28 protein-coding genes are annotated in these 22464 nt (G+C 65.6%); 10 read left to right on the forward strand and 18 right to left on the reverse strand.

The window, feature by feature from the left end; all coding sequences use genetic code 11:
* Positions 1-7 precede the first annotated feature (7 nt).
* Together LAQ74_RS13340 and LAQ74_RS13345 are read left to right on the forward strand one after the other, a co-directional pair.
* Positions 8-463 (forward strand): MaoC/PaaZ C-terminal domain-containing protein, encoded by a 456-nt coding sequence (locus LAQ74_RS13340; protein WP_224333023.1) that lies wholly within the window; start codon positions 8-10, stop codon positions 461-463.
* Between the two features lie 171 nt (positions 464-634).
* Positions 635-1360, forward strand: coding sequence for a class I SAM-dependent methyltransferase (locus tag LAQ74_RS13345; protein ID WP_224333024.1), 726 nt, complete (start codon positions 635-637; stop codon positions 1358-1360).
* Between the two features lie 179 nt (positions 1361-1539).
* Here LAQ74_RS13345 and LAQ74_RS13350 read toward each other — a convergent pair whose 3' ends face one another.
* The 3 genes from LAQ74_RS13350 to LAQ74_RS13360 all read right to left on the reverse strand — a co-directional run bounded on the left by LAQ74_RS13350 (position 1540) and on the right by LAQ74_RS13360 (position 3877).
* Positions 1540-2025, reverse strand: coding sequence for a MaoC family dehydratase (locus LAQ74_RS13350; RefSeq protein WP_224333025.1), 486 nt, complete (start codon positions 2023-2025; stop codon positions 1540-1542).
* 4 nt (positions 2026-2029) lie between these two features.
* On the reverse strand, positions 2030-3097 hold the full coding sequence (locus LAQ74_RS13355; protein ID WP_224333026.1) for a phosphotransferase family protein: 1068 nt from the start codon (positions 3095-3097) through the stop codon (positions 2030-2032).
* Between the two features lie 66 nt (positions 3098-3163).
* Positions 3164-3877 carry an HAD family hydrolase gene (locus LAQ74_RS13360; protein ID WP_224333027.1) on the reverse strand — a complete coding sequence of 238 codons (714 nt, stop codon included), beginning with the start codon at positions 3875-3877 and terminating at the stop codon, positions 3164-3166.
* Between the two features lie 151 nt (positions 3878-4028).
* Between LAQ74_RS13360 and LAQ74_RS13365 the strand changes: the two genes are divergently transcribed.
* The 3 genes from LAQ74_RS13365 (at position 4029) to leuS (ending at position 9789) form a co-directional block, all read left to right on the forward strand.
* On the forward strand, positions 4029-5696 hold the full coding sequence (locus LAQ74_RS13365; RefSeq protein ID WP_224333028.1) for a long-chain fatty acid--CoA ligase: 1668 nt from the start codon (positions 4029-4031) through the stop codon (positions 5694-5696).
* A gap of 69 nt (positions 5697-5765) precedes the next feature.
* Positions 5766-7010: an MFS transporter gene (locus tag LAQ74_RS13370; RefSeq protein WP_224333029.1), complete on the forward strand. Its 1245-nt coding sequence runs from the start codon at positions 5766-5768 to the stop codon at positions 7008-7010.
* Positions 7011-7143: 133 nt separating this feature from the next.
* Positions 7144-9789, forward strand: coding sequence for a leucine--tRNA ligase (leuS, locus tag LAQ74_RS13375; RefSeq protein ID WP_224333030.1), 2646 nt, complete (start codon positions 7144-7146; stop codon positions 9787-9789).
* Positions 9790-9874: 85 nt separating this feature from the next.
* Here leuS and LAQ74_RS13380 read toward each other — a convergent pair whose 3' ends face one another.
* The 11 genes from LAQ74_RS13380 to LAQ74_RS13430 all read right to left on the reverse strand — a co-directional run bounded on the left by LAQ74_RS13380 (position 9875) and on the right by LAQ74_RS13430 (position 17993).
* On the reverse strand, positions 9875-10345 hold the full coding sequence (locus LAQ74_RS13380; protein ID WP_224333031.1) for a hypothetical protein: 471 nt from the start codon (positions 10343-10345) through the stop codon (positions 9875-9877).
* 114 nt (positions 10346-10459) lie between these two features.
* Positions 10460-10903, reverse strand: coding sequence for an Hsp20/alpha crystallin family protein (locus LAQ74_RS13385; RefSeq protein ID WP_224333032.1), 444 nt, complete (start codon positions 10901-10903; stop codon positions 10460-10462).
* A gap of 136 nt (positions 10904-11039) precedes the next feature.
* Positions 11040-11459 (reverse strand): Hsp20/alpha crystallin family protein, encoded by a 420-nt coding sequence (locus tag LAQ74_RS13390; protein ID WP_224333033.1) that lies wholly within the window; start codon positions 11457-11459, stop codon positions 11040-11042.
* A 94-nt stretch (positions 11460-11553) separates the two neighbouring features.
* Positions 11554-12360 carry a prephenate dehydratase gene (gene pheA / locus LAQ74_RS13395; protein ID WP_224333034.1) on the reverse strand — a complete coding sequence of 269 codons (807 nt, stop codon included), beginning with the start codon at positions 12358-12360 and terminating at the stop codon, positions 11554-11556.
* Positions 12361-12797: 437 nt separating this feature from the next.
* On the reverse strand, positions 12798-13463 hold the full coding sequence (gene hisH / locus LAQ74_RS13400) for an imidazole glycerol phosphate synthase subunit HisH (protein WP_224333035.1): 666 nt from the start codon (positions 13461-13463) through the stop codon (positions 12798-12800).
* A gap of 103 nt (positions 13464-13566) precedes the next feature.
* A complete protein-coding gene (gene phnE / locus LAQ74_RS13405; RefSeq protein WP_224333036.1) occupies positions 13567-14598 on the reverse strand; it encodes a phosphonate ABC transporter, permease protein PhnE in 1032 nt (343 codons plus the stop codon).
* The gene (gene phnC, locus LAQ74_RS13410) at positions 14595-15374 is read right to left on the reverse strand and encodes a phosphonate ABC transporter ATP-binding protein (protein ID WP_224333037.1); all 780 of its coding nucleotides are present in this window, start codon (positions 15372-15374) and stop codon (positions 14595-14597) included. The genes phnE and phnC overlap by 4 nt, the downstream gene beginning before the upstream one ends.
* A gap of 30 nt (positions 15375-15404) precedes the next feature.
* Positions 15405-16439: a PhnD/SsuA/transferrin family substrate-binding protein gene (locus tag LAQ74_RS13415; protein WP_224333038.1), complete on the reverse strand. Its 1035-nt coding sequence runs from the start codon at positions 16437-16439 to the stop codon at positions 15405-15407.
* 151 nt (positions 16440-16590) lie between these two features.
* Positions 16591-17187, reverse strand: a complete 597-nt coding sequence (locus LAQ74_RS13420; protein ID WP_224333039.1) for a uracil-DNA glycosylase — start codon at positions 17185-17187, stop codon at positions 16591-16593.
* Between the two features lie 24 nt (positions 17188-17211).
* Entirely contained in the window at positions 17212-17820 is a 609-nt protein-coding gene (locus LAQ74_RS13425; RefSeq protein WP_224333040.1) for an endonuclease dU, read from the reverse strand.
* Positions 17817-17993: a DUF5786 family protein gene (locus tag LAQ74_RS13430; RefSeq protein WP_224333041.1), complete on the reverse strand. Its 177-nt coding sequence runs from the start codon at positions 17991-17993 to the stop codon at positions 17817-17819. Before LAQ74_RS13430 ends, LAQ74_RS13425 begins: the two co-directional genes overlap by 4 nt.
* A gap of 110 nt (positions 17994-18103) precedes the next feature.
* Here LAQ74_RS13430 and LAQ74_RS13435 point away from each other — a divergent pair, with 110 nt between their 5' ends.
* Together LAQ74_RS13435 and LAQ74_RS13440 are read left to right on the forward strand one after the other, a co-directional pair.
* Positions 18104-18739, forward strand: coding sequence for an MBL fold metallo-hydrolase (locus LAQ74_RS13435; protein WP_224333042.1), 636 nt, complete (start codon positions 18104-18106; stop codon positions 18737-18739).
* A gap of 123 nt (positions 18740-18862) precedes the next feature.
* A complete protein-coding gene (locus LAQ74_RS13440) occupies positions 18863-19228 on the forward strand; it encodes a DUF7475 family protein (protein ID WP_224333043.1) in 366 nt (121 codons plus the stop codon).
* 4 nt (positions 19229-19232) lie between these two features.
* Here LAQ74_RS13440 and LAQ74_RS13445 read toward each other — a convergent pair whose 3' ends face one another.
* Together LAQ74_RS13445 and LAQ74_RS13450 are read right to left on the reverse strand one after the other, a co-directional pair.
* A complete protein-coding gene (locus LAQ74_RS13445) occupies positions 19233-19382 on the reverse strand; it encodes a 50S ribosomal protein L40e (RefSeq protein WP_224333044.1) in 150 nt (49 codons plus the stop codon).
* 116 nt (positions 19383-19498) lie between these two features.
* The gene (locus LAQ74_RS13450; RefSeq protein ID WP_224333045.1) at positions 19499-19765 is read right to left on the reverse strand and encodes a thioredoxin domain-containing protein; all 267 of its coding nucleotides are present in this window, start codon (positions 19763-19765) and stop codon (positions 19499-19501) included.
* A gap of 153 nt (positions 19766-19918) precedes the next feature.
* Here LAQ74_RS13450 and LAQ74_RS13455 point away from each other — a divergent pair, with 153 nt between their 5' ends.
* The 3 genes from LAQ74_RS13455 (at position 19919) to hisE (ending at position 21137) form a co-directional block, all read left to right on the forward strand.
* Positions 19919-20080 carry a preprotein translocase subunit Sec61beta gene (locus tag LAQ74_RS13455; protein WP_117593294.1) on the forward strand — a complete coding sequence of 54 codons (162 nt, stop codon included), beginning with the start codon at positions 19919-19921 and terminating at the stop codon, positions 20078-20080.
* A gap of 60 nt (positions 20081-20140) precedes the next feature.
* On the forward strand, positions 20141-20737 hold the full coding sequence (gene pdxT / locus LAQ74_RS13460; RefSeq protein WP_224333046.1) for a pyridoxal 5'-phosphate synthase glutaminase subunit PdxT: 597 nt from the start codon (positions 20141-20143) through the stop codon (positions 20735-20737).
* Between the two features lie 67 nt (positions 20738-20804).
* The gene (gene hisE, locus LAQ74_RS13465; protein WP_224333047.1) at positions 20805-21137 is read left to right on the forward strand and encodes a phosphoribosyl-ATP diphosphatase; all 333 of its coding nucleotides are present in this window, start codon (positions 20805-20807) and stop codon (positions 21135-21137) included.
* Positions 21138-21160: 23 nt separating this feature from the next.
* Here hisE and LAQ74_RS13470 read toward each other — a convergent pair whose 3' ends face one another.
* Both LAQ74_RS13470 and LAQ74_RS13475 read right to left on the reverse strand, forming a co-directional pair.
* Complete coding sequence (locus tag LAQ74_RS13470) at positions 21161-21568, reverse strand: DUF6276 family protein (protein WP_224333048.1); 408 nt, start codon at positions 21566-21568, stop codon at positions 21161-21163.
* A 155-nt stretch (positions 21569-21723) separates the two neighbouring features.
* The gene (locus LAQ74_RS13475) at positions 21724-22419 is read right to left on the reverse strand and encodes a V-type ATP synthase subunit D (protein WP_224333049.1); all 696 of its coding nucleotides are present in this window, start codon (positions 22417-22419) and stop codon (positions 21724-21726) included.
* Between the last annotated feature and the right edge of the window lie 45 nt (positions 22420-22464).

Below are 22464 nucleotides of genomic sequence, written 5' to 3' on the forward strand. Positions count from 1 at the left end.
CAGACAGATGTCAGGGCCAGTTCGGTACTACGACGACCTCTCCGTCGGCGACACGTTCGAGACCCGCGGGCGCACCATCACCGAGACGCACCTCGTCACCCACGCCGGCAACACCGGCGACATGAACGAGTTACAGATGAACGCCGCCTACGCCGCCGACACCGAGTTCGGCGAGCGACCGGTCCACGCGCCGCTGACGTACTCGGTGATGGAGGGCCTCGTTACGAGCGACTTCCGTAACGAGGCGTCGAACGTCTGTTACTACGGACTGGACTCGATGCGGATTCCGGCGGCGACGTTCGTCGGCGACACCATCTCCGTGAACCGGGAAATCGTCGACAAGCGCGACAAGTCGCCGGGCGGTATCGTGACGTTCCGCGACGCGGTGACGACCGCCGACGGGCGAACGGTGTTGGTCTGCGAGACGCTGGAGTACATTCGGAACCGGCCGGAGGAGGAGTGAACGACTTCGTTGGCGTCCCGGGTCGTGACAGAAATCGCGTGCTGAACGGAGAGCACACGTCCTTCAGGGAAACTGGTCGACGTCCGTGCCACGCGTCTTGCATCGATATTCACGTTATAAAATCGAATATAGTCGTCGACTAGACGGTCCTCGTTCTACGGAATCATGATTATGAATCCGGTCCAAGTCAGCATACGTATGGCCAGTTCGTTTCCCGCCGACGAGACCGTCGCCCAGTATACCCACAAGGTCCAGAACGGGTTCTTTTCGCACGAAGCGGAGGCGGTTTCGTCCTTCGGGGACCCTCCTGGTCGAATCCTCGACCTCGGCTGTGGTGCCGGGCGTACGACCAAACAACTCCTCGACCGCGGTTTCGACGTAGTAGGGCTCGACATCAGTTCGCAGATGATTACCGCCGCGACAGAGCTACTGCCTGACTCGTGTATGGTCGTCGGCTCTGCGACCGACTTACCCTTTAGCGACTGCTCGTTTGATCACGCGTTGTTCTCGTTCAACGGATTAGATTATATTACTGATGAAGACAACCGACTCGCCGCACTCGCCGAAATTCACCGAGTCCTCAAACCGGACGGTCGGTTCGTATTTAGCAGCCACAACTCCCGGTACATCGTCGGGTCGAATCCGCTCAACCCGCTCGAATACGCGCGGGTGCTGCTCTTCTGGATAGTCAACATCTGCGGCAACCGAGGTCGGTCTCGGTACAAGCTCGACATTATGCCGGAAGGGCTGATAGAAACGTACTTCATCACGCCCGAAGAGCAGTCGCGCCAGCTCAACGTAGCAGGGTTCGACCATCTTGCCACGCTGACGCAGTTCGATCTGGAATGCGCCCTTCCAGTTGACCCCTGGCCGTACTACGTTGCGGAAAAACGGTGAAGTGTCGAATAACATTCAAGAAGCGAACGCTGTGGAGCTCTTTCGCCCCGAGGGGAGCACGAAACGGCGAGGATTCAGTCTCTCTATTCAGTATCGTCTCGTCGAACGATCGCTGATCGAGGACTGCAACGAACGAGGATTTCGACAGGGCCGAGTCGACTAACCGCCACCACCGACTATCAGTTCGGCCCGCCGAGTCGGCCCTCGTTCGCCGACCGCCGCCGGAAGAAGCTCGTGATCCGCAGCGTCAACACGGTTTCGTCCGCTTGATTCGAGACGGCCTGTTCGACGGTGACGAGGCCGCGGTCGGGTTTCGACGCCGACGCCCGTTTCCCGACGATTTCGACGCGGACCGAGAGCGTGTCGCCGGCGCGGACCGGCGCGAGGAAGTTCGCCTCCTCGATGCCCGTCCCGCCCATCACCGAGGTACGTGCGTAGAAGTCGTCGGTGACGAGGCGGTTGGCGAGCGCCATCGTGTGGAGGCCGCTGGCGACGAGTTCGTCGAACACCGACTCCTCGACGGCCTCGGCGTCGACGTGGAACGGTTGGGGGTCGTAGCGGTCGGCGAAGTCGATTATCTCCGCGCGGGTCACGGTTCGGCCGCCCGTCTCGAACGCGTCGCCGACGGCCAATTCCTCGAAGTACAGCGTCTCAGTCGGTTTCATCGGTTTACCATCCCTGCGTCCCGTCGATTACGTCCTCTGCATACGCGACGAGTTTCGGCGTCCCCTCGTCCATAGCGGCATACAGCGAGTCGTCGCTGTCGCCCGCGAGGTGCCGCGCGTAGAACATCTCACAGACCGCCGCCAGTTTGTACGTCGCCAACGTCAGATAGAACGTCGAGTGCTCGACGGCGACACCCGACCGCTCCTCGTAGCGCGCGGCGAGTTCGCGGCGGGTCGGATACCCCTCCCGCGCCGTGAACGACGGCATCAGTTCGGGAATCGGCGGTTCCTCGTCGGCGTCGTCGTGCCAGAACAGCAGCATCCACCCCAGATCGGCGAGCGGCGCGCCGAGGGTGCTGAGCTCCCAGTCGACGACGGCCCCGATTTCGGGCGGCGTCCCCGGCGCGAGGATGACGTTGTCGAGTTTGTAGTCGCCGTGGACGAGCGTGTGCCGGGGAGCGTCGGGCACGTTCTCGCCGAGCCACGACTCCACCGCGTCACGGCCCGGTAACCCCTCCGGACGCTCGGTCCGCCCCGCGGCCCACGCCATCTGCTTCTCCCAGCGGTCGACCTGTCGTTCGAGGTAGCCCTCCGGGCGGCCGAACTCGCCGAGGCCGACGGACTCGACGTCGAGGGCGTGAATCGCCGCCAGCGAGTCGACGAGTTCGCAACCCAGTTCCGCCCGTCGCTCAGGGGTCGCAAAGCGCTCGGGTTCGTCGAGTCGGACTACGTCGCCGTCGACACGCTCCATCAGGTAGAACTCGCTGCCGATGACCGAGTCGTCTTCGCAGTACAGCACCGTCGGCGGGACCGGAACGGCGGTTCCCTGCAAGGCGTCCATCACCCGATACTCCCGGCCCACGTCGTGAGCCGTATCGGCCGTCTCGCCCGGCGGCGGCCGTCGCAACACGAGTTCGCAGTCGTCCCACGTGACGAACAGCGTCTCGTTGGAGTGGCCCTCCCGGTGCCACTCGACGGCGAACGTCTCCGTCTCGCCGAGTTCGGACGCGAGATACGTCCGGAGTCGGCGCTCGTCGACGAGTCTGTCCTCGTAGCCCCGCTCGTTGGTCATCGGTAGCAGTTGACGAACCATCGTCTAAAACGCTCCGCCGGGTCGACCAGCACACGGACGCTCGTCCTACGACTCGACGCCGACGATGTCGAGAATCGCCCGCAAGTCGTCGACGCGGTAGTCGACTGCTGGACCGTCGTCGGCCCCGTACGCGACGGTGTGGAGTCCGGCGTCCGCCGCACCCGCCATGTCGTGGTCGTAGCGGTCACCGACCATCAGAGCGGTCTCAGGCGACACCTCGGCGGCGGCCAACGCCGCCTCGAACATCGCCGGATCGGGTTTCGTCCGGCCGACCGACTCGGAGGTCGTCACCGAGTCGAAGGCGTCCGCGAGGCCGAAGATATCGAAGATGAGCCGCGCCTCGGCAGTGTCGATGTCGCTGACGACGCCGACGTGGTAGTCGGTCTCGGCGAGTCGTTCGACGGTTTCGACGGCGCCCGGGTTCGGCCGCAACGTCTCGCGCTGGACGCGCTCGAACGCGGGAAACCACTCGTCGGACGGGACCGAGTCGCCGACGACGGCGTCGACGGCGCGGCCGTAGGCCGCGCGCGAGGACCGAAACTCGGTTCCGTCGCGTTCGTGGAAGTGGCGACCGACTTCTGTCCGCCACAGCTCCAGCGCGACGTCGACGGGCGTCGAGAGGTCGTAGCTGCCGTCGAGCGCCTCGACGAACCGTCGGTGGGATTCACGGGCTGAGTCGACGTCGAGGAGGACGCCGCCGATATCCCAGAACACGGCCCGCCAGTCGTTCGCCTCCTCCTCGTCGGCGTCGTCGTTCACGCTCCGCCGGTTGGCGGGCCACCGCGATGAACCCTCCGGCGGGTGAGTCGACTCCGACGAGGAAGTCGACGCCGAGCGAACGGGGTCGCCGACGAACGCTTCCGCGGTCGGCAGAACTAATGGGGGTGACTACCGTCTGTCACGGTAGATTATGTCATCCACGGAGCTGACCCTTCGACCGTTCTTCTGGCGCGCGACGAGGCTCTTTCCCGAGACGGAAGTCGTCTCGCGCGGCCCGGACGGGATGACCCACTACACCTACCGCGAGTTCGGCGAGCGAGCGCGGAGACTCGCTGGCGCGCTGTCGTCGCTCGGCGTCGAATCGGGCGACCGCGTCGGGACGGTCGGGTGGAACACCCATCGCCACTACGAGGCGTACTTCGCTATTCCGCTGATGGGTGCACAGTTGCATACCATCAACGCCGTCCTCCCCGACGACCACGTCGAGTACATCGTCGAGGACGCCGGCGACGAGGTGTTACTCGTCGACCCCGGTGAGCCGTTCGAGACGATAGAGCGTCTCTGGGACCGCTTCGACGACGTCCGCGAGGTAATCGTTCTGGACGACCACGTCCCCGAAACCGACCTCGACTGTGTCACCGCCTACGAGGAACTCGTCGCCGACGCCGACCCGATAGCGTGGCCCGACCTCTCGGAGGACCAGCCCGCCGGGATGTGCTACACGTCGGGGACGACCGGCAAGCCGAAAGGTGTCGAGTACACCCAGAAGATGATGTACAGCCACTCGATGATGGTCGCGACGCCGTCGGCCATCGGCGTCGACGAGAGCGACGTGGTGATGCACGTCGTCCCGATGTACCACGTCAACTCGTGGGAACTCCCCTTCTCGGCGGCGATGGCCGGGGCCGAGCAGGTGTACCCGGGTCCGTCGCCGGACGCCGAGACGCTCGCGCGCCTCATCGAGGAGGAGGACGTCACGCTCACCGCGGGGGTGCCGACGGTCTGGATAAATTTGCTCGACTACCTCGACGACCACGAGGCCGATATCAGCAGCCTCGAACGCATCGTCGTCGGCGGCAGCGCGGCACCGAGCGCCGTCATGCGCCGCTTCGAGGACGAACACGGCGTCACGATCGAGCACGCGTGGGGGATGACCGAGACGATGAGCATCGGCAGCGTCTCGCGGCCGAAGAGCCACATGGGCGACTGGGATCGAGAGGCGCGCTTCGAGAAGCGAGCCAAACAGGGGCTGCTCTCGCCGGGCATGGAGATGAAAGTCGTCGACGACGGCGGCGAGGAGGTGCCGTGGGACGGCGAGGCCGCCGGGGAGCTGTACGTCCGCGGGCCGACCGTCGTTTCCGAGTACTACAACTGCCCGGAAGCCAACCGCGGGAGCTTCGAAGACGGCTGGCTGAAGACGGGAGACATCGCCGTCGTCGACGAGGACGGCTACCTCGAACTCGTCGACCGGGCGAAGGACGTCATCAAGAGCGGCGGCGAGTGGATTTCGAGCATCGAACTGGAGAACGCGTTGATGGAACACGACGACGTGCTCGAAGCCGCCGTCATCGGCGTGCCGCACGAGCGCTGGCACGAGCGGCCGGTCGCCTGCGTCCAGCGGAAGCCGGGGGCGTCGCTCACCGGCGAGGGGGTACTCGCGTTCCTCGGAGAGCGCTACCCGCGGTGGTGGCTCCCCGACAGCGTCGTGTTCGTCGAGGAGGTTCCCAAGACCGCGACGGGGAAGTTCGACAAGAAGCAGTTGCGCGACGAGTACGGCGACGCCGAACTCACACACACGCCGGGCGAGGGCGAGAAGCGGGACAGCGACGCGAGTGCGACCGGCAACGCCGACCAGTAACGATGGCGGGGAGGACGAACGCTCGGTCACCACGAGACGAGGACGCTGCTCGCCGGGAGGTGTGACCCCGTGTACTCGTGGGCGAAGCGCTCGAACGTCTACTACGGCTGGTTCGTCGCCTTCGCGTGCTTCCTCGGCGCGACGGTCGTCTTCGGCGTCTCCTACTCGTTCGGCGTGTTCTTCGACCGGATGCTCGTCGAGTTCGGACGCTCGCGCGGCGAAACCTCGCTCATCTTCGGCGTCCAGACGTTCGTGATGTACGTCGGGGCGGCCGTCGTCGGCGGGTTCGTCGACCGGTACGGAACACGCCCGCTGCTTCTGGCCGCGATGGGCTTTCTGACCGTCGGACTCGGCGGCCTCGCGCTGAGCACGTCGTTTCTGCAGGTGCTCCTGTTCTACGGCGTCGTCACGTCGCTCGGCCTCAGCGTCGTCTACGTCGTCGCGTTCGCGACGGTGCCGCGGTGGTTCGAGCGACGACGCGGGTTCGCCGGTGGTCTCGCCAGTTCGGGCACGGGCGTCGGCATGCTGGTCGCCACGCCCGCGGCCTCCGCGCTCATCGTCGCCGTCGGGTGGCGCTGGACGTACGGCGTGTTCCTCCTCGCCGCGCTGGCGATGTTGGCCCTCGCCGCCGCGCTCGTCGCCGACAGTCCGCGCCGCCTCGACGTCGATGCGAAGGTGGAGTTCGACGGCGGCGCGCCCGTCGACCGCGAGGCGATGCCGTGGCGGGCCCAGTTCCGCGAGACGGTGGCTGTCGCACGGACGCCCGCGTTCCTGCTCGTCCTCTTCGGATGGGTGTTCATCTACGCGTCGCTGTACGTCGTCTTCGCGCACCTCGTCGTTTACACGGCCGACGCGGGACTCGGCCGCGGCGTCGGCGTCTTGGGACTCACCCTCGTCGGCGCGGCGACCAGCGTCGCCCGTCTCGGAATCGGCGGTGTCGCCGACAGACTCGGCCGGACGCGGGTGTTCGTCGCCTGCTCGGCGACGATGGGCCTGTCGACTATCGTGCTCGCGGCGACGGAGTCCGCGGCGGCGGTGTACGTCTTCGCACTCGTCTACGGCGCGGCCTACGGCGGCAACGGCGCGCTGCTCTCGCCGCTCACGGCGGATCTGTTCGGTGCCGACAACATCAACGTCGTCTTCGGCCTCGTCTCCGTCTCCTTTGCGATTTCGGGGCTTCTGGCCCCGCCATCTGCGGGTCTCGTCTACGACGCATTCGCGAGTTACGCGCCCGCCTTCGCCGCCTCGGGGGTTCTCGGCGTCGTCGGCGCGGGGATGGTCGGCGTCGCCGACCGGCTGACGGCGACTGGGTGACGAGGGCCGCGTGAAACGCCCGCGGTTCGAGCCGACTGGGCAGTCTCAGTAGTGCGAGCGCAGACCGTTCGCTGTCAGATAGCAACCTATAGAAGTTCGACGGCACAACTGTTTCAGCAACGCGGGATTTTCGATGCAAACACGAGACTACTACGACCACGCGGAGATAGAGAAACGCTGGCAGGATGCGTGGGCGGAGGCCGACGTGTTCCACACCTCCGACGAAGCCGAGGACCCGACGTACGTCCTGGGAATGTACCCGTACCCGTCGGGGAAACTCCACATGGGCCACGTCCGAAACTACACCATCACCGACGCCTACGCCCGGTACCGACGGATGCGCGGCGACAGCGTGCTCCACCCGATGGGGTGGGACGCGTTCGGCCTCCCCGCCGAGAACGCCGCCAAAGAGCGGGACACGAACCCTCGCGACTGGACGCTCGACTGCATCGCGACGATGCGCGAGCAGATGGAGTCAATGGGGTTCGGCTACGACTGGCAGCGCGAGGTCACCACCTGCGAACCCGAGTACTACCGGTGGAACCAGTGGCTGTTCCGCCGGTTTCACGAGGAAGGACTCGTCGAGCGGCGCGACGCCGAGGTGAACTGGTGTCCCTCCTGCGAGACGGTGCTGGCCGACGAGCAGGTCGAGGGCGAGGCCGAACTCTGCTGGCGCTGCGGCACCCCCGTCGAGCAGCGCGAACTCGCCCAGTGGTTCCTGAAGATCACCGAGTACGCCGACGAACTGCTCGACGACATCGACGAACTCGACGGGTGGCCCGCCTCCGTCCGCCAGATGCAGCGCAACTGGATCGGCCGCCAGCGCGGCACCCGGCTGACGTTCGAGGTGGAGGACCACGGCCCCGTCGAGGCGTTCACCACCCGCGCGGACACCGTCTTCGGCGCGACGTTCTTCGCGCTCGCCCCGGACCACCCCATCTCGCAGGAACTGGTCGTCGAGGACGACGCCGTCCGCCGGTTCCTCGAGGAGGAGGCCGACCCCGAGGGCGACGAACCGAACGGCGTCGAGACCGGCCTGACCGCGACGAACCCCGTGACGGGCGAGGAGCTGCCCGTCTTCGTCGCCGACTTCGTCCTGTCGGACGTCGGCACCGGCGCGCTGATGGGTGTCCCCGGCCACGACGACCGCGACCACGCCTTCGCCGAGAAGATGGGCGTCGAGATCCGCCCCGTAGTCGCCCCCGAACCCGAGGACGGCGAGCCGACCCCGCCGGACGTGAGCGAGGCGGCGTACACCGAGGACGGCGTGCTCGTCGACTCCGGCGAGTACAGCGGCCTCGACAGCGAGACCGCACGCGAGCGAATTACTGAGGACACCGAGCGCGCCGAGTTCGCCACACAGTACCGCCTGCGCGACTGGGGTATCTCCCGGCAGCGTTACTGGGGGACGCCGATTCCGGTCGTCCACTGCGACGACTGCGGACCGGTTCTGGTCCCCGAGGAAGAACTCCCCGTCGAACTACCCGAGTTCGTCAACACCACCGGTAACCCGCTGGACGCCGCCGAGGAGTGGAAGCAGACGACCTGTCCGGACTGCGGCGGCGACGCCGTCCGCGAGACGGACACGATGGACACGTTCGTCGACTCATCGTGGTACTTCCTGCGGTACGTCTCACCGGATCTCGACGACGCCCCGTTCGACATCGACCGAGCCAACGACTGGATGCCGGTCGACCAGTACGTCGGCGGCATCGAGCACGCCGTGATGCACCTGCTGTACAGCCGGTTCGTCACGAAGGTGCTCGCCGACACGGAGGGACTCGCGCACCGCGAACCGTTCTCGAACCTGCTAGCGCAGGGGATGGTCCAGCTGGAGGGAGAGAAGATGTCGAAGTCGAAGGGCAACGTCGTCTCGCCGCAGCGCATCGTCGAGGAGTACGGCGCGGACACGGCGCGGCTGTTCATGATGCAGGCCGCTCAGCCCGAACGCGACTTCGACTGGAGCGAGGAGGGCGTCGAGTCGAGTTACCGCTACCTGCAGCGACTCACGCAGGCGGTCCGGACGTTCGTCGAGACCGAGTACGACGGCGCGGCGGACGAGACGGCCGCCTACGTCGAGCGGGAGATAGACGCCACCGTCGCGACGGCCCGCGAGGAGTTCGAGACGCTGACGTTCAATACGGCGCTGCGCGAGGCGCGCGAACTGACGTCGTTGCTCGCGCAGTACCGCGAGACGGACGCACCGCACGGCCCGACCGTCGAACGCGGCCTCCGGACGGTCGTCAAACTGCTCACTCCCGTCGCACCCCACGTCTGCGAGGAGCTGTGGGATTCGCTCGGCGGCGAGGGCTTCGTCGTCGAGGCCGACTGGCCGGCGTTCGACGGCGACACCGAGGAGTTGGCGCTGGCGCGTCAACTGGTCGAGAACACACGGGCGGACGTCCGCCACATCGTCGACGTCGCCGGCATCGAAAACCCCGAGCGCGTCGACGTCGTCGTCGCAGCGCCGTGGAAGTTCCGCGCGCAGCAACTCGCCCGCGAGTCCGACGCCCCCAACGTGATCAGCGAGATCATGCAGGTCGACGAGATCCGTTCGCAGGGCGACGCCGCGGCGTCGTTCGGGCAGAGCCTCCAAGAGGAGCGCCAGTCGCTCTCGGAGACGCTCTCCGCGGAGCGGGAACGAGTAGAGTTGGAGCGCGCCACGTGGCTCATCGAACGAGAGTTCGACGCCGAGGTGCGCATTCTCGGCGCGGACGAGGCCGACGACGACCTCGCGCGCAAAGCCAATCCCGGTCGGCCCGCTATCCACATCGACTGAGCCGCGGTCGATGACCAACCGGTGTTAGCTCGAGGAGCGAACGGCGTCAGCCGTGAGCGAGTAAAGTAGAGTAGGGAAAGGTAGCTCACGGCGTCTCGGCGTCGAACACGCCGTCGACCGCAGACGGGTGGACGTCGAGGGCGTACGGAATGGCGTACGCGGTTACGACCGCGAGGACGTTCGCGAGGATGGGAACGAAGGTGGTCGCCGAAGCCGTCGCCCCGACGGCCGTGTTCGAGACGAGGCCGACCGCGACGACCTGATAGCCGAATCCGCAGCCGACGAGCAGGACGAGCGACTCGACGCGGCGTGCGTGGGCCCGCCGACCGTGGGCCGCCGAGGGAGTCCGCCGGCGAACCCACGCGACACCGCCGACGAACGCCACCGCGGCGCCGACTGCGAAGGAGACGTATGGGTCGGGTTGGACGGCGACGCCCAGGGTTTCGAGTCCCGTGGAGAGGCCGACGAACAGGAGCGTGAACAGGAATGTGGTCGTCGTCGCCCACTGGACACCCCCGACGAGAGCGGTTCGCAACGACGGACGGTGCGAGGTCACGAAGACTCGTATGTGAAGCGTTCACTTATACCTCACGGATCGGGAACGTCTCGAAGATGGACGTCTCATGAGGACGGAGGGAAAAATCGAGTGGAGAGCCGATCCGCTGTCGACTCAATCGATGTCGATGCGGTGGCTGTCCTCGTCGTTGGAGTGGTGTTCCTTCGGGAGGTGGACGGTGAGGACACCGTTGGTGTAGGTGGCCTTCGCGTCCTCTTCCACCACGGTCTCGGGCAGGCGAACCGACCGGCTGACGGACTCGCTGCGGCGCTCGCGGCGGATGTACTCGCCGGAGTCGTCGTCGCGGGCCATCTCGCGGGTGCCGCCGATCGTGAGCGTTCGGTCGGTCACCGAGAGTTCGATCTGGTCCCTCTCGAAACCGGGCATATCCGCGGTGACGACGAACTCGTCGTCTGTGTCGGCGACGTCGACGAAGATACCCGAGGTGTGCCACATCGGGCGGTTCTCCTCGAACTGTCGGTTCATCCCCTCGAACTGCTTGCTCATGCGCTCGAACAGGGCCTCGAAGTCGTCGAACGGGTTGGAACGTCGCATCATCTCAAATTCACCGAGACGCTGTAAGGCGTCGTTCGAATATAAAGATTACTGGAACGGAGATAGCAGTTCACACGGTAGAGATCTCTCAAACCCTCATTTCTGCTTTTTCCGAGAAATAACGTTCGAACGAATGGCGTCACTCGATGTCGATACGGTGGCCTTCCTCGTCGTCGCGGCGGTCCCGCTTCGGCAGCCGAACCGTGAGGACGCCGTGTCTGTACGCGGCGTCGGAGGCCTCCTCCTCGACCGGTTCGGGGAGGTGGACGGTCCGAGAGACGCTCCGGTGGCTCCGCTCGCGACGGAGATACGCATCGTCGCGTTCCTCGGCGGTGTCGCTGTGTTCGGCGCGAATCGTCAGTTGGCGGTCCCGCACCGCGAGGTCGATATCCTCGGTCTCGTACCCCGGTAGATCGGCGGTGACGACGAACTCGTCGTCGCGCTCTTCGAGGTCGACGGAGATGTCTCTGAGCTTCGACATCCCCGACGACTCGAAGTTCCGACTGAGTTGGTCGAACAGGCGCTCGATCTCGTTGAACGGGTTGTTGCGGTCCGGCATGACACGAGAGAGTGCGACCGCCGACAGTAAGAATATTGTCCGCGCGACGGAGCGCAGGCCATCGCTGCGAGGGGTCAGTATCGGACGTGGTGCGTCAGTACAGGACGTGGCGCGTGTCGTACGACCCGAGACGACGGACCCACCCCTTCTTCGCAATCTCCTCGACGTCGGCGACCGCTTCCTTCGCGCGCTCCTCGTACAGTCCGGCCTCGAAGTCGATGTGGAACAGGTAGTCGCCCAAGCGATTGCCGCTCGGCCGCGACTCGATGCGCGAGAGGTTGATGTCTCGCTCGGCGAACGCTTCGAGCAGTTCGAGCAGCAGTCCGGGGTAGTTGGCGTTCGGATAGACGACGAGCGACGTCTTGCCACCGGCCTCCGAGCGCTCCTCGGCGGGCGCGACGACCAGAAAGCGCGTCGCGTTCGAGGAACGGTCCTGAATGTCCTCGGCGAGCACGCGGAGGTCCGCCCCGGCCGTCTCGGGGTGGGCGATACCGGCGACGCGGGGGTCCTCGCGGGCGCGCTCGACGCCGCGGGCGGTGCTCGCGACCGCCTCCAGCGACACGTCCGGATAGTTCGCTTCGAGGTAGCCGCGGCACTGCGCGAGCGCCTGCGAGTGGCTGGCGACCACGTCGAAGGAATCGCCCTGCGCGACGAGCGCGTGACGGATCGGCGTGATGAGTTCGCCGACGACGCTCACCTCGCGCTCGGCGAGCGCGTCGAGGCTCTCGGTGACGCTACCTTCGATGCTGTTCTCGATGGGGACGACGCCGCGGCGGAACTCGCCGTCGGCGACGGCGTCGACGATGCTCGCGACCGACTCGCGGAACTCCACGTCGTCGGCGACGGCGCTGGCGGCGCGGTGCGAGTACGTCCCCGCGGGTCCGAGGGTGACTGCCTGCATTGCCGCGTTGTTGTCGGGAACGGGGGAAAAACGCGTCGGGTGTGACAGATGTGGCGACGAGACCAATCGATACTCGCCTCGACGCCGGGTAAACTACCGGCGTGGGTGGGATTGAAAGGGGCCGTGCGCTCGACGAACCCCAACGAAGTAAGACCGCAGGACGGAGTTCCCGGGAGCGCAGCGAACGGGAGCACGGAAGAGCTTCGCTCTTCCGGAGCCCGAGGACCGTGGTTCGAGAGAGCTTCGCTCTCTCGTTACTGAGCGAATCGGAGATTCGCGAGGTCTGCGAACGCTCCGGGTTCGCCCGATCACGAAAGAGCGCGAAGCGCTCTTTCGAACGACAGCGAGTCGCGGGAGTCGAGCGTGCGAAGGTTTTCGAGGCGTTCGCGACTGGTTCGCTAGAAGTAGAGCCGCTGGCTAGGTAACCTGGAGAAAAATCACCGACTAGCGCAGAACTCGACGAAATTACGAAGAATCCGCAGCCCCGTCTCGCCGCTCTTCTCGGGGTGAAACTGCGTGCCGAAGACGTTGCCCGCTTCGTTGGCGACGACGGCCGGGAACTCCACGCCGTAGTCGGTGGTGGCGACGACGGCGTCGTCGTCCTCGGGAACGGCGTAGTAGGAGTGGACGAAGTAGGCGTGTTCGCCGTCGACTCCCTCGACGAGCGGGTGGTCACGCTCAACGGAGAGTTCGTTCCAGCCCATGTGCGGCACTTTCTGGCCCTGCGAGAAGCGGACGTTCGTCCCGGGAACGAAGCCGAGGCCCTCCACGTCGCCTTCGCCCGCGTGTTCGGCCTCCTCGCTCGTCGTCAGAAGCATCTGCATGCCGAGACAGATGCCGAAGATGGGTTGGCCGCGTTCGTTGGCCGCTTCGAGCGCTTGCCTGTATGGGTCTGCGTTCTCCATCCCCTCGCGGAACGCACCTACGCCGGGGAGGACGATGCCGTCGGCGTCGGCGAACGTCTCCGGGTCGTCGGAGACGGTCACGTTCGCGCCCGCGCGTTCGAGGCCGCGGACCGCGCTTCGGAGGTTGCCGACGCCGTAGTCGACCACGACGACGGCGGCCAGCGTCTCCTCGGGCGGAGTCGGAGATGTCGTACTCATGCTCGAAGGTAGGCGGGTCAGCGTCCAAGTGTGTTTCCGTCCGGGCGAACGTGGCCGAATCGGCCCGCGGTGCAACAAGAGAGAACAGCGGAAGCCAGAACGGCTACTTCGTCAACGACTCGGCCATCCGACGCGGGAAGCCCAGAAGCAGCGTGAGGAAGCCGTCGGGGGTCTCGTCGGCGCGGAGCCGCGAGCGAACCCGCTGGCTGAACATCTCGACGCTGATGATGAGCACGATGATGACGAGGATGGTCGCCATCATGTTCGTGAAGTCCAGCAGTCCCTGCTGGACCGACAGCACCCGACCGAGCCCGCCACCGCCGATGATGCCGAGCGTGACGGCGATGCGGACGTTGATCTCGAAGATGTACAGCGTCCACGCGATAAAGGGCGTCGTCACCTGACTCAGCATCCCGAAGGTGATGGTCTGCGGGCCGTTCGCGCCCGTCGTGCGCATCGCCTCGATGGGGCCGTCCTCGACCTCTTCGAGTTCGTCGGTGTAGAGACGACCGAGGTTACCGATGGTGTCGGTGGCGATGGCGAGCGTCGCCGTCGCCGGACCGAGGCCGCCGAGGGGAACGTAGATGAGCGCCCACACCAGCGCCGGGATAGCGCGAATCGACGACATGATCCCGCGGAACACGAAGTTCAGCGGGAACGGGAGCACGCGCTCGGAGCCGAGGATGCCGAACAGGAGCGCGAGCGGGAAGCCGATGAGCGTGCCCGCAAAGCCCATCGCGAGCGTGATGCCGGCCTCGCCGAACATGGCGAGCGGACCGCCGGTCGAGGGGTCGGTGAGGCTCGCGTCGGGGTCGAAGATGAGGTTGCGTTCCTCGATGAACGCCCAGTACTGGCCGAATCCGCTTGGGTCGACGAAGGGGAACGCCGAGAAGTCGAGGAACGGGAAGTAGTCGGTGAGCGCGTTGAGGAAGTTCGGGAAGTAGCGCCCCAGCTCCGCCTGGAACAGTTCGACGGCGTACAGCGCGTTGTAGAAGAAGAACAGGACGACGCCGACGCCGACGGCGATGAGCAACCACCGGATGCGGCGACTTCGTCGAATCTCGTCGAACTGTTCTTCGATACGCGGGTCTCTCTCCGTGTTCGTCTTCGTCTCGGAACTCGTGTCGGTGCTCATTCCGACACCACCTGTTCGTCGGCGTCTCCGTCGCTGTCGGCTTCGAACATCCCTTCGGTGTCGATGTCGCCGTAGATGCGGTCGATGACGTCCATCGTGAACTCGTCGCGATAGCCGTCGAAGACGAGTTCGCCGTCGCGGAGTCCGATGAACCGCTCGCCGAACTTCCGGGCGAGGTTCACCTGATGGAGGCTGATGACGGTCGTCAGACCGCGTTCCGCGGCGGCCTGACGCAGATACCGCATCACCTGCTGGGAGCTACCGGGGTCGAGACTGGCGACCGGCTCGTCCGCGAGCAGGATGTTCGGCTGCTGGACGAGCGCGCGGGCGATACCGACGCGCTGTTGCTGGCCGCCACTCATCTGTCGCGCCCGCTTCTGGGATTCGCCGAGCAGTCCGACGGTGTCGAGCGCCTCCAGCGCGCGGTGTTTCTCCTCGTCGCTCTGCAGTTGGAAGACGCTCCGGAGGAAGTCAGTCCGGCTCAGCGAACCGGTGAGCGCGTTCGAGTAGGCGCTCATCTGGCCGATGATGTTGTGCTGTTGGAAGATCATCGCGATGTCTTTGCGAGGGCTGTCGACCGGCGTCCCGTCGACTCGTATCTCGCCGTCGGTCGGACTGGTGAGTCCGTTCATACACCGAAGTAGCGTCGACTTGCCGGAGCCGGAGACGCCCAACACGATGACGAACTCCCCGTCCGGAACGGTGAAGCTGACGTCTCGTAAGGCGACCGTGTCGCCGAACTCCTTCGTGACCCCCTCTACGGAAATGTTGCTCATTTTGCTGGTCAAAAACAGTCGATAGTCAGTCTACGAAAGGTCTTCGAACTCGAGGTCGAGTTCGTCGAGCACCTGTCCGATCGGTTCGTAGTCGTCGATGCTCCCCTCCTCGACGCCGGTGAACCACAGCGGTTCGCCGTCGTAGTCGTCGCCGTGGCTGAGATCGTCCTCGGTGACGTTCAGAATGGCCTCCTCGACGTCCTCGCGGACGGGGTCGTCCCAGTTACTGCGCGAGACGAGCGGCGCGCGCGGCAGCGGGTCGGAGACGGCGAGCAGGCGAAGCTCGGGGTCCTCGGTGCCGGCGTTCTCGTACTCCGCGGAGATCTCGACGAACTCCTCGGACATCTCGTCGAACTGCGCTTTCGGCACGTGCGGGGCCGCCGAGAACGCCCCGGTCGTCGCCGCGGCGACGTCGTCGCGGGCGATCATCTGTTCTTTCGCCGTCGTGTGGTCGGAGTAGTCCGCGCTGAAGTCCGCCGCCTCGCCGTCGGGGGCGTCGCCGATGTCGAGTCCGGCGTCCTGCAGGAGCGTCAGCGGAACGAGCGTCCCGCTCACAGAGAGGAGGTCTCCCATGTAGATCTGCTCGCCCTGGAGGTCCGAGAGCTGCTCGATGCCGCTGTCGGGCGTCGTCGTGATGACTGAGAAGTACTGCGCCGCGCCGTAGGCGACGCGGATACCGATGACGTCGGCGACGTCCTCGCCGGCGATGGCAGCCGAGGGGGAGGTGTCGGCGATCTCGCCCTGGTCGTTGCGGATCGCCTGCAGCGTCGCCGTGTAGCTCTCCGCGCGCGACGGTTCGATCGTGACCGACGCCTCGGATTCGAGGTACTCGAACATCGGCTGGTACTGCTCGGTGATTTCGACGTCGGCTTCCGCCGGATTCAGGAGGAACCGGACGGTCGTCTCCGAGTCCGCGTCGCCCGCAGTCGACCCGTTCGACCCCGAGTCGTTGCCGCCGCCGTCGGAGCTACCCTCGGTGCAGCCCGCGAGACCCGCGATACCGGCCGCGCCAGTCGCTTTCAGAAACGTACGTCGATTCGATGCCCAGCCGAACTTGTCGGACATGGATAACTCCTTCGACTATCTACATTTAGAAGTTTCTATGTCGCCTATATATTAGTGAGTTTGAAATCCCAATTAGATTATGTTTCTGGGACAGCCACAGCCGCGTGAACGACCACGGCTCGGGTGACCCGTAGAACGCTCGCTGTTTTCTTTAGAAGTCACCGAAGTTCGACTGACCGCTCCCGCTGTCACCGACGCCCGCGACGTCGGCGGCGCTGGCGATGACCTCCGCGAACGTCTCCTCCTGGCTCCGGTCGTAGAGCGTTGCCGCCGGATGCAGCGAGATGAGCACCCGGAACGACCGCTCGCCGATTCGAACGTCCTCGACGGTTCCGGCCTCCTTCGTGACGGCGACCGAGCGGTTCAAGAGGTGTTGCGAGGGTACTTTCCCGAGCGTGACGACGAGTTCGGGGTCGACGCGCTCCAGTTCGGTCTCCAGATACCCACGGCAGTTCGCGAGTTCCTCCTTCGTGGGGTCGCGGTTCTCCGCCGGGCGACACCGGATGCAGTTCGTAATCCGAACGTCCGCGCGCGCGAGACCCACGTCGCGGAGGGCGCTGTCGAGCACACTCCCCGACCGTCCGACGAACGGCTCACCCTCCGAATCCTCGTTCGCGCCGGGTGCCTCACCGAGAAACACGAGGTCGGCGTCGTCCGGACCGGTGCCGTTGACGATCTGACTCCGAGATTCGACCAGCGCCGGGCAGCGCGTGCAGCCGCGGACACAGAGCCCGTCCATCTCGTCCATACGGTACCCCCGGACGGCAGCGTCTTAACTATCGGTCGTTTCGTCGGTCACTCCGTCGCCTGCGTCACCAGTCACCGAGCGACCGGCGGCCCACCGACACGCCCCGCGAGCGGCGAGGCGCGCGACCCGAACCGGTTCGGGTCGCCCGCCGTCGAGGGTGAGTGCGCGGACGATCGCCGCGGCCTCGTCGTCGTCGCAGCCGACGGCTCTGACGAACAGCGTCTCGTCGCTGACGACGATCCGGCGGCGCGGCGGCTGTGCGCGGTAGATTCGTCGACGCTCCGCGAGTTCCTCACCCGAAAAATGAGCGCAAAGAGCGTCGTCCAGTCCGGGACTCCGCTCGAACGAGACCGACAGCACCGGACGGTCGACGGCGGCGTGGACCGTCCGGAGGTCGACCAGGTTGAACCACGCTGGCGCGATGCCCGCGACGACGAGGGCGCGGACGTCCTCGCGGCCGAGCGAGTCGTAAAGCGACGTGACGGCGACCGTCGCGTCCGTTCCGCCGACGGTACAGGTCTCGAACGCGACTCCGTCGACGACGCCGTCGGCGCGGACGACGACGCCACCGAGAACGCTCTCGTCGTCGCTGTCGGAGAACGCGAGTCCGAGCGCTCGCGCCCCGGACTTCACTCGCTCTTGATGTCTTTCAGCGTGCTCAGAAGTTCCTCGTTCGACGCACCGATTTCGAACTCCACGCTCCCCTTGTGGTTGTTTTCGCTGGTCGCAACGCCGTCCTCTTCGTCGAAGTCGGTGCTGTACTCCTGGTTCTCCTGTTCGGATTCGTCGTAGCTCCCAAAGCCCATGCACGTAAACGTTGCCGATTCACACGGAAAAAACTCTCGGAACCCTTGAGACACAATGACAATCACGCCGCATCCACCGCTGTTTTCACCGTCCGAACCGAGGTGCCCGTATGGAACCGATATGCGTCACCGCAGACGCCGAGGAGTTCACCTGTAACGCGTATCTCGTCCTCGGCGAGCACCCGACGCTCGTCGACGTGGGGACGATGCCGGGCGTCGTCGACGCGATTCGCGAACACACCGACGAACTCGAGGCCGTCGTGCTCACCCACCAGCACACCGACCACATCGGCGAACTCGACGCCGTCCTCGACGCGTTCGACGCCGACCTCTACGCCCACGGTGACCATCCGCGGCGGACACACGCGTTCGAACCCGACGAGACGGTCCCCATCGGCGACGAGATGGCGGAAGTCGTCTACACGCCGGGCCACGCCGCCGACCACGTCTCGTTCGTCACCGACACGAAACTGTACAGCGGCGACGTCGTCGTCTACAACGACGGCGCGTTCGACGACGGCAGTTTCGGCCGCACCGACATGGCCGGGCAGTCCCGCGAGCGACTCATCGAGAGCCTCCACGACCTCTTAGAGCATCTCCCCGACACCGTGACGGGGATGTACGCCGGTCACGGCGACGTGTTCGAGGCCGAGGAGGGCGAAGAAGACGGCGACAGCGTCCGCGATGTCGTCGAGCGCGCGCTCGAACGGGCCGAGCGACGCGAACCGAAGTACCCTGAGCAGTAACGCGGCCCAGGCGAGCGAGACAGCGCGAGAGAACGAGGCGACGAGGTCGGAGACCCCGAGGCGCGCGGACGGTCGAAACGACGGTGCAGGGAGTTATCCCGTCAGCGAACCATATATACCGGTATGGCTGCGACGACCGCTCGCCGCGTCGATACGGCGACGCTGAACAGATTGCACTACGTCGGTATTGTACTGGCCGCGGTTACGGGCGGCATCCACCTCGTCCTCGGGGTTGCGAACCTCACGAGTACGCTCGGCGTCCTGTTCGTGCTCGCCGGCGTCGGCTACGTCGGCGGCGTCGCACTCCTGATTCGCGGCGTCCGACGCCGACCGCTGTATCTCGCCGGCATCGGCTTCGCGGTCGTGCAAATCGTCGCCTACGTCGCGCTCAACGCCGGAAACCTGTTCAGTCCGGTCGCCGTCGTCGACAAGGCGGCGCAGTTGGCACTCGTCGGCGTACTCGTTCTCTTGTACAGAAGAGAGACCTGAGAACTCAGGCGTTGCGCGGTTCCTTCGACTTCGGGCGAAGGTGCTTGTAGCCGCACTTGCGGCAGAAGTCGCTGCGCTTCGGATTGCGGGCGTTGCATCGCATACAGATCTGTTTTTCCAGCGTCCGATTGACGGCGTGCTCGAAGCTAGGCATGCAACCTGCTTCCGGTGCGAGTCGTATAACGCTTGCGAGAACGGTGCGGGCGTACCGACGGCTCTCGCTCGCCATCTCGACGACTCCGGTCCGAAAATTCGGGCGAGTTCCGCGCTCTAGGCGCCCGCTTCCTGCAGCGCCGCCTCGATGTCCTCGCGCTGGGTGACGCCGACGAACCGGTCGACGACGCCGTCGTCGTTCTCGACGACGAGCGTCGGGAGCGAACGGACCTGATACTGGTTGGCGACGTCCTGCTCCTCGTCGACGTTCACCTTCTCGAAGTCGACGTCGCCGTAGTCGGCCTCCAGTTCTTCGAGAATCGGGTCCTGCGTCTTGCACGGGCCGCACCAATCGGCGTAGAAGTCCTTGAGTCGAACAGTCATGGTTTCCCGACACGGGGTTACCTATCGGCGCGCATAAGAGTTTCTCACCTGTTCGGCGGCCGCACCCGAGCGCAGCGGAGCCTCGTATCCGGCCCGCGACCCGTCGGCGCGCGAGTCGAAACGTTTAGGCGGACGACTGACAGAGGTGGCCTTATGAGCAAGGGAGACAACAGCGGCGGCCTGATGTCGAGTGCGGGGCTCGTCCGCTACTTCGACGCCGAGGACCGAAACGCCATCCGGATGAACCCCAAGACGGTGGTCGCGTTCGGCCTGCTGTTCGGCATCGGCGTCCTCGTATTGAACCTCGTGGCGTAGCCGCCGCGCAACCGCCGCAACAACGCGTTCTTTTTCCGCGACACCCCCTAATCGGAGCGTATGCTCACCGCAGGCGTCGTCGCCGTTCAGGGCGACGTGTCCGAACACGCCCGCGCCGTCGAACGCGCCGCCCGCGCCCACGGCGAAGAGGCGGAACTCGTCGAAATCCGCCACTCGGGTCTCGTTTCCGACTGCGACGTGCTTCTCATGCCGGGCGGGGAGTCGACGACCATCTCCCGCCTCCTCGAACGCGAAGGCATCGACGAGGAGATTCGCGCCCACGTCGCCGCCGGGAAACCCGTTCTCGCCACCTGCGCGGGCCTCATCGTCGCCGCGCGCGACGCGAAGGACGAGCGCGTCCACAACCTCGACATCTTGGACGTGACCGTCGACCGCAACGCGTTCGGCCGCCAGAAGGACAGTTTCGAGGCTCCGCTCGACATCGACGGTCTCTCCGACCCCTTCCCTGCAGTATTCATCCGCGCGCCGCTCATCGACGAGGTGGGCGACGGCGTGTCGGTGCTCGCGCGCTGGGACGACACGCCCGTCGCGGTCACGCAGGGCCCGGTCGTCGCGACATCGTTCCACCCGGAGCTAACCGAAGACGTGCGGCTTCATCGGCTGGCGTTCTTCGAGCAGGCCGCGGCGTCGCGGTGAGACGAGCAAAGCGCGAGCATCGCCCCGAAACGCACGCTTTTCACCGTCGGCGCGCGTCCGACCGGATATGAGCGATACGAACTCGGGGTCGGACGCGGCGGAGACGACCGACGCCGACGACATCCTCGACGACCTCTTCGAACTCGTCGAACAGCGCAAAGAGGAACTGCCCGAAGGCTCCTACACGACGTCGCTTTTCACCCACGAGAAGGGCGAAAATGCGGTCCTCGAAAAGTTGGGCGAGGAGTCCACCGAGATCGTCCTCGCGGCCAAAGACGACGACACCGAGGAGTTGGCCCACGAGAGCGCCGACTTCGTCTACCACCTTCTGGTCCTCCTCTCGATGAAAGGGATGACGCTCGACGACCTCCGGGAAGAACTCGCCGCGCGGTTCGGTTAAACCGGTCGAGAGACAGAACCCGGTCAGTCGACGAACTGCGCCAACTGCGGGCGACGCCGGTCGACGTCGAAGTGCGGTTGCACCGACCCCGCAGCGGCGATTCGGTCGAGCGTCAGCATCGGGTCGCCGCCCGCGCGCTCGGTCTCGTCGTACAGCGCCTCGATAGGGCTGCGTTCGAGCGCCAGCGAGTCGAGTTTGCCGAGCAAGAGTGCGAACGCGACGCCCGCGCGCCCGTCGGGGAACGAGTCGAGCACGTGCGAGAAGTCGGCGTCGTCGACGGGAGTGGCCGAGTCGGCGGCCGCGTCGCTCGGTTGCGTACGGAGACAGACGGTACAGAGTTCGGCGGCGTCGCTGCGGCCGGGCGCGTACTCGCGGAGGTCCTCGGGGACGGCGAACGAGACTGTGGGCGACTCGCAACTCGAACAGACCATGCACGAACGAAGGGGGCGAACCCCCGAAAAGCCAGCGGCCCGTCGGTCGACGTGTCGCTGTCGTGTGATTTTCGGAGACCGCCGAACGGACGCTTCGCTGGTGGAGACGGTGAGAAGAAAAAGAGAGAAAAAACGGATCGAGGTGGCTTCGACGCTCAGTCGGCCGTGACGGTGCCGGGTTCCTTCGCGGCGGCCTTGTCGGCCTCCTCTTTGGCCTCCTTCTCCTCTTCTTCCTTCTTGGCCTTGATCTTCTTCATGCGGAAGATCTCCTCGCGCTCCTGTTCTTCGAGTTTCTGCTCGATGTACTCCTGGCCGTCGTAGAGGTCCGGGAGCACTTTGAACTCCAGTGCGTTGACGCGGCGCTTCGTCGTCTCGATCTCGTGGAGCATCTTCTTCATCGCCGTCTCGACCTCCGCGGCGAGGATGATGGATTCGAGCAGTTCCTCGTAGGCGTCGGCGGCCTCGTCGATTCGCGCCGAGGAGCCGAGCAGGCCGTAGCCGCGCTGGTCGAGGCTCTTTCTCACCCGACTGGACTCGATCTGGGGGACGACGACGCCCATGATGTTCTTCGACTGCGTCGTGATCTCGGGGTGCTCTTTGAGCGCCGCGGCCGCGCCGCGGACGGCGACGTCTCCCTCCATCGCGCGCGCCATGTTGATCTTGTGCTGGGCGCGCTCGTAGTCGTCGGACAGGCCCGACCGCACGTCCTGCGCCTGGTCGAGGATGTCCATGAACTCCATGATGAGGCCGTCGCGTTTCTGTTCGAGCGTGTCGTGACCCCGCTCGGAGAGCTCGATGCGGTCCTCGATCTCCATGAGGTTCTTCCGGGTCGGTTTGACGTCTTCGGCCATCTGTTGTCGGAAGCTTGCGGATGGAGGCGGTTAACCTTTTTCTGT

The organism is Haloprofundus halobius, assembly GCF_020097835.1.
Classification (GTDB): Archaea; Halobacteriota; Halobacteria; order Halobacteriales; family Haloferacaceae; genus Haloprofundus; species Haloprofundus halobius.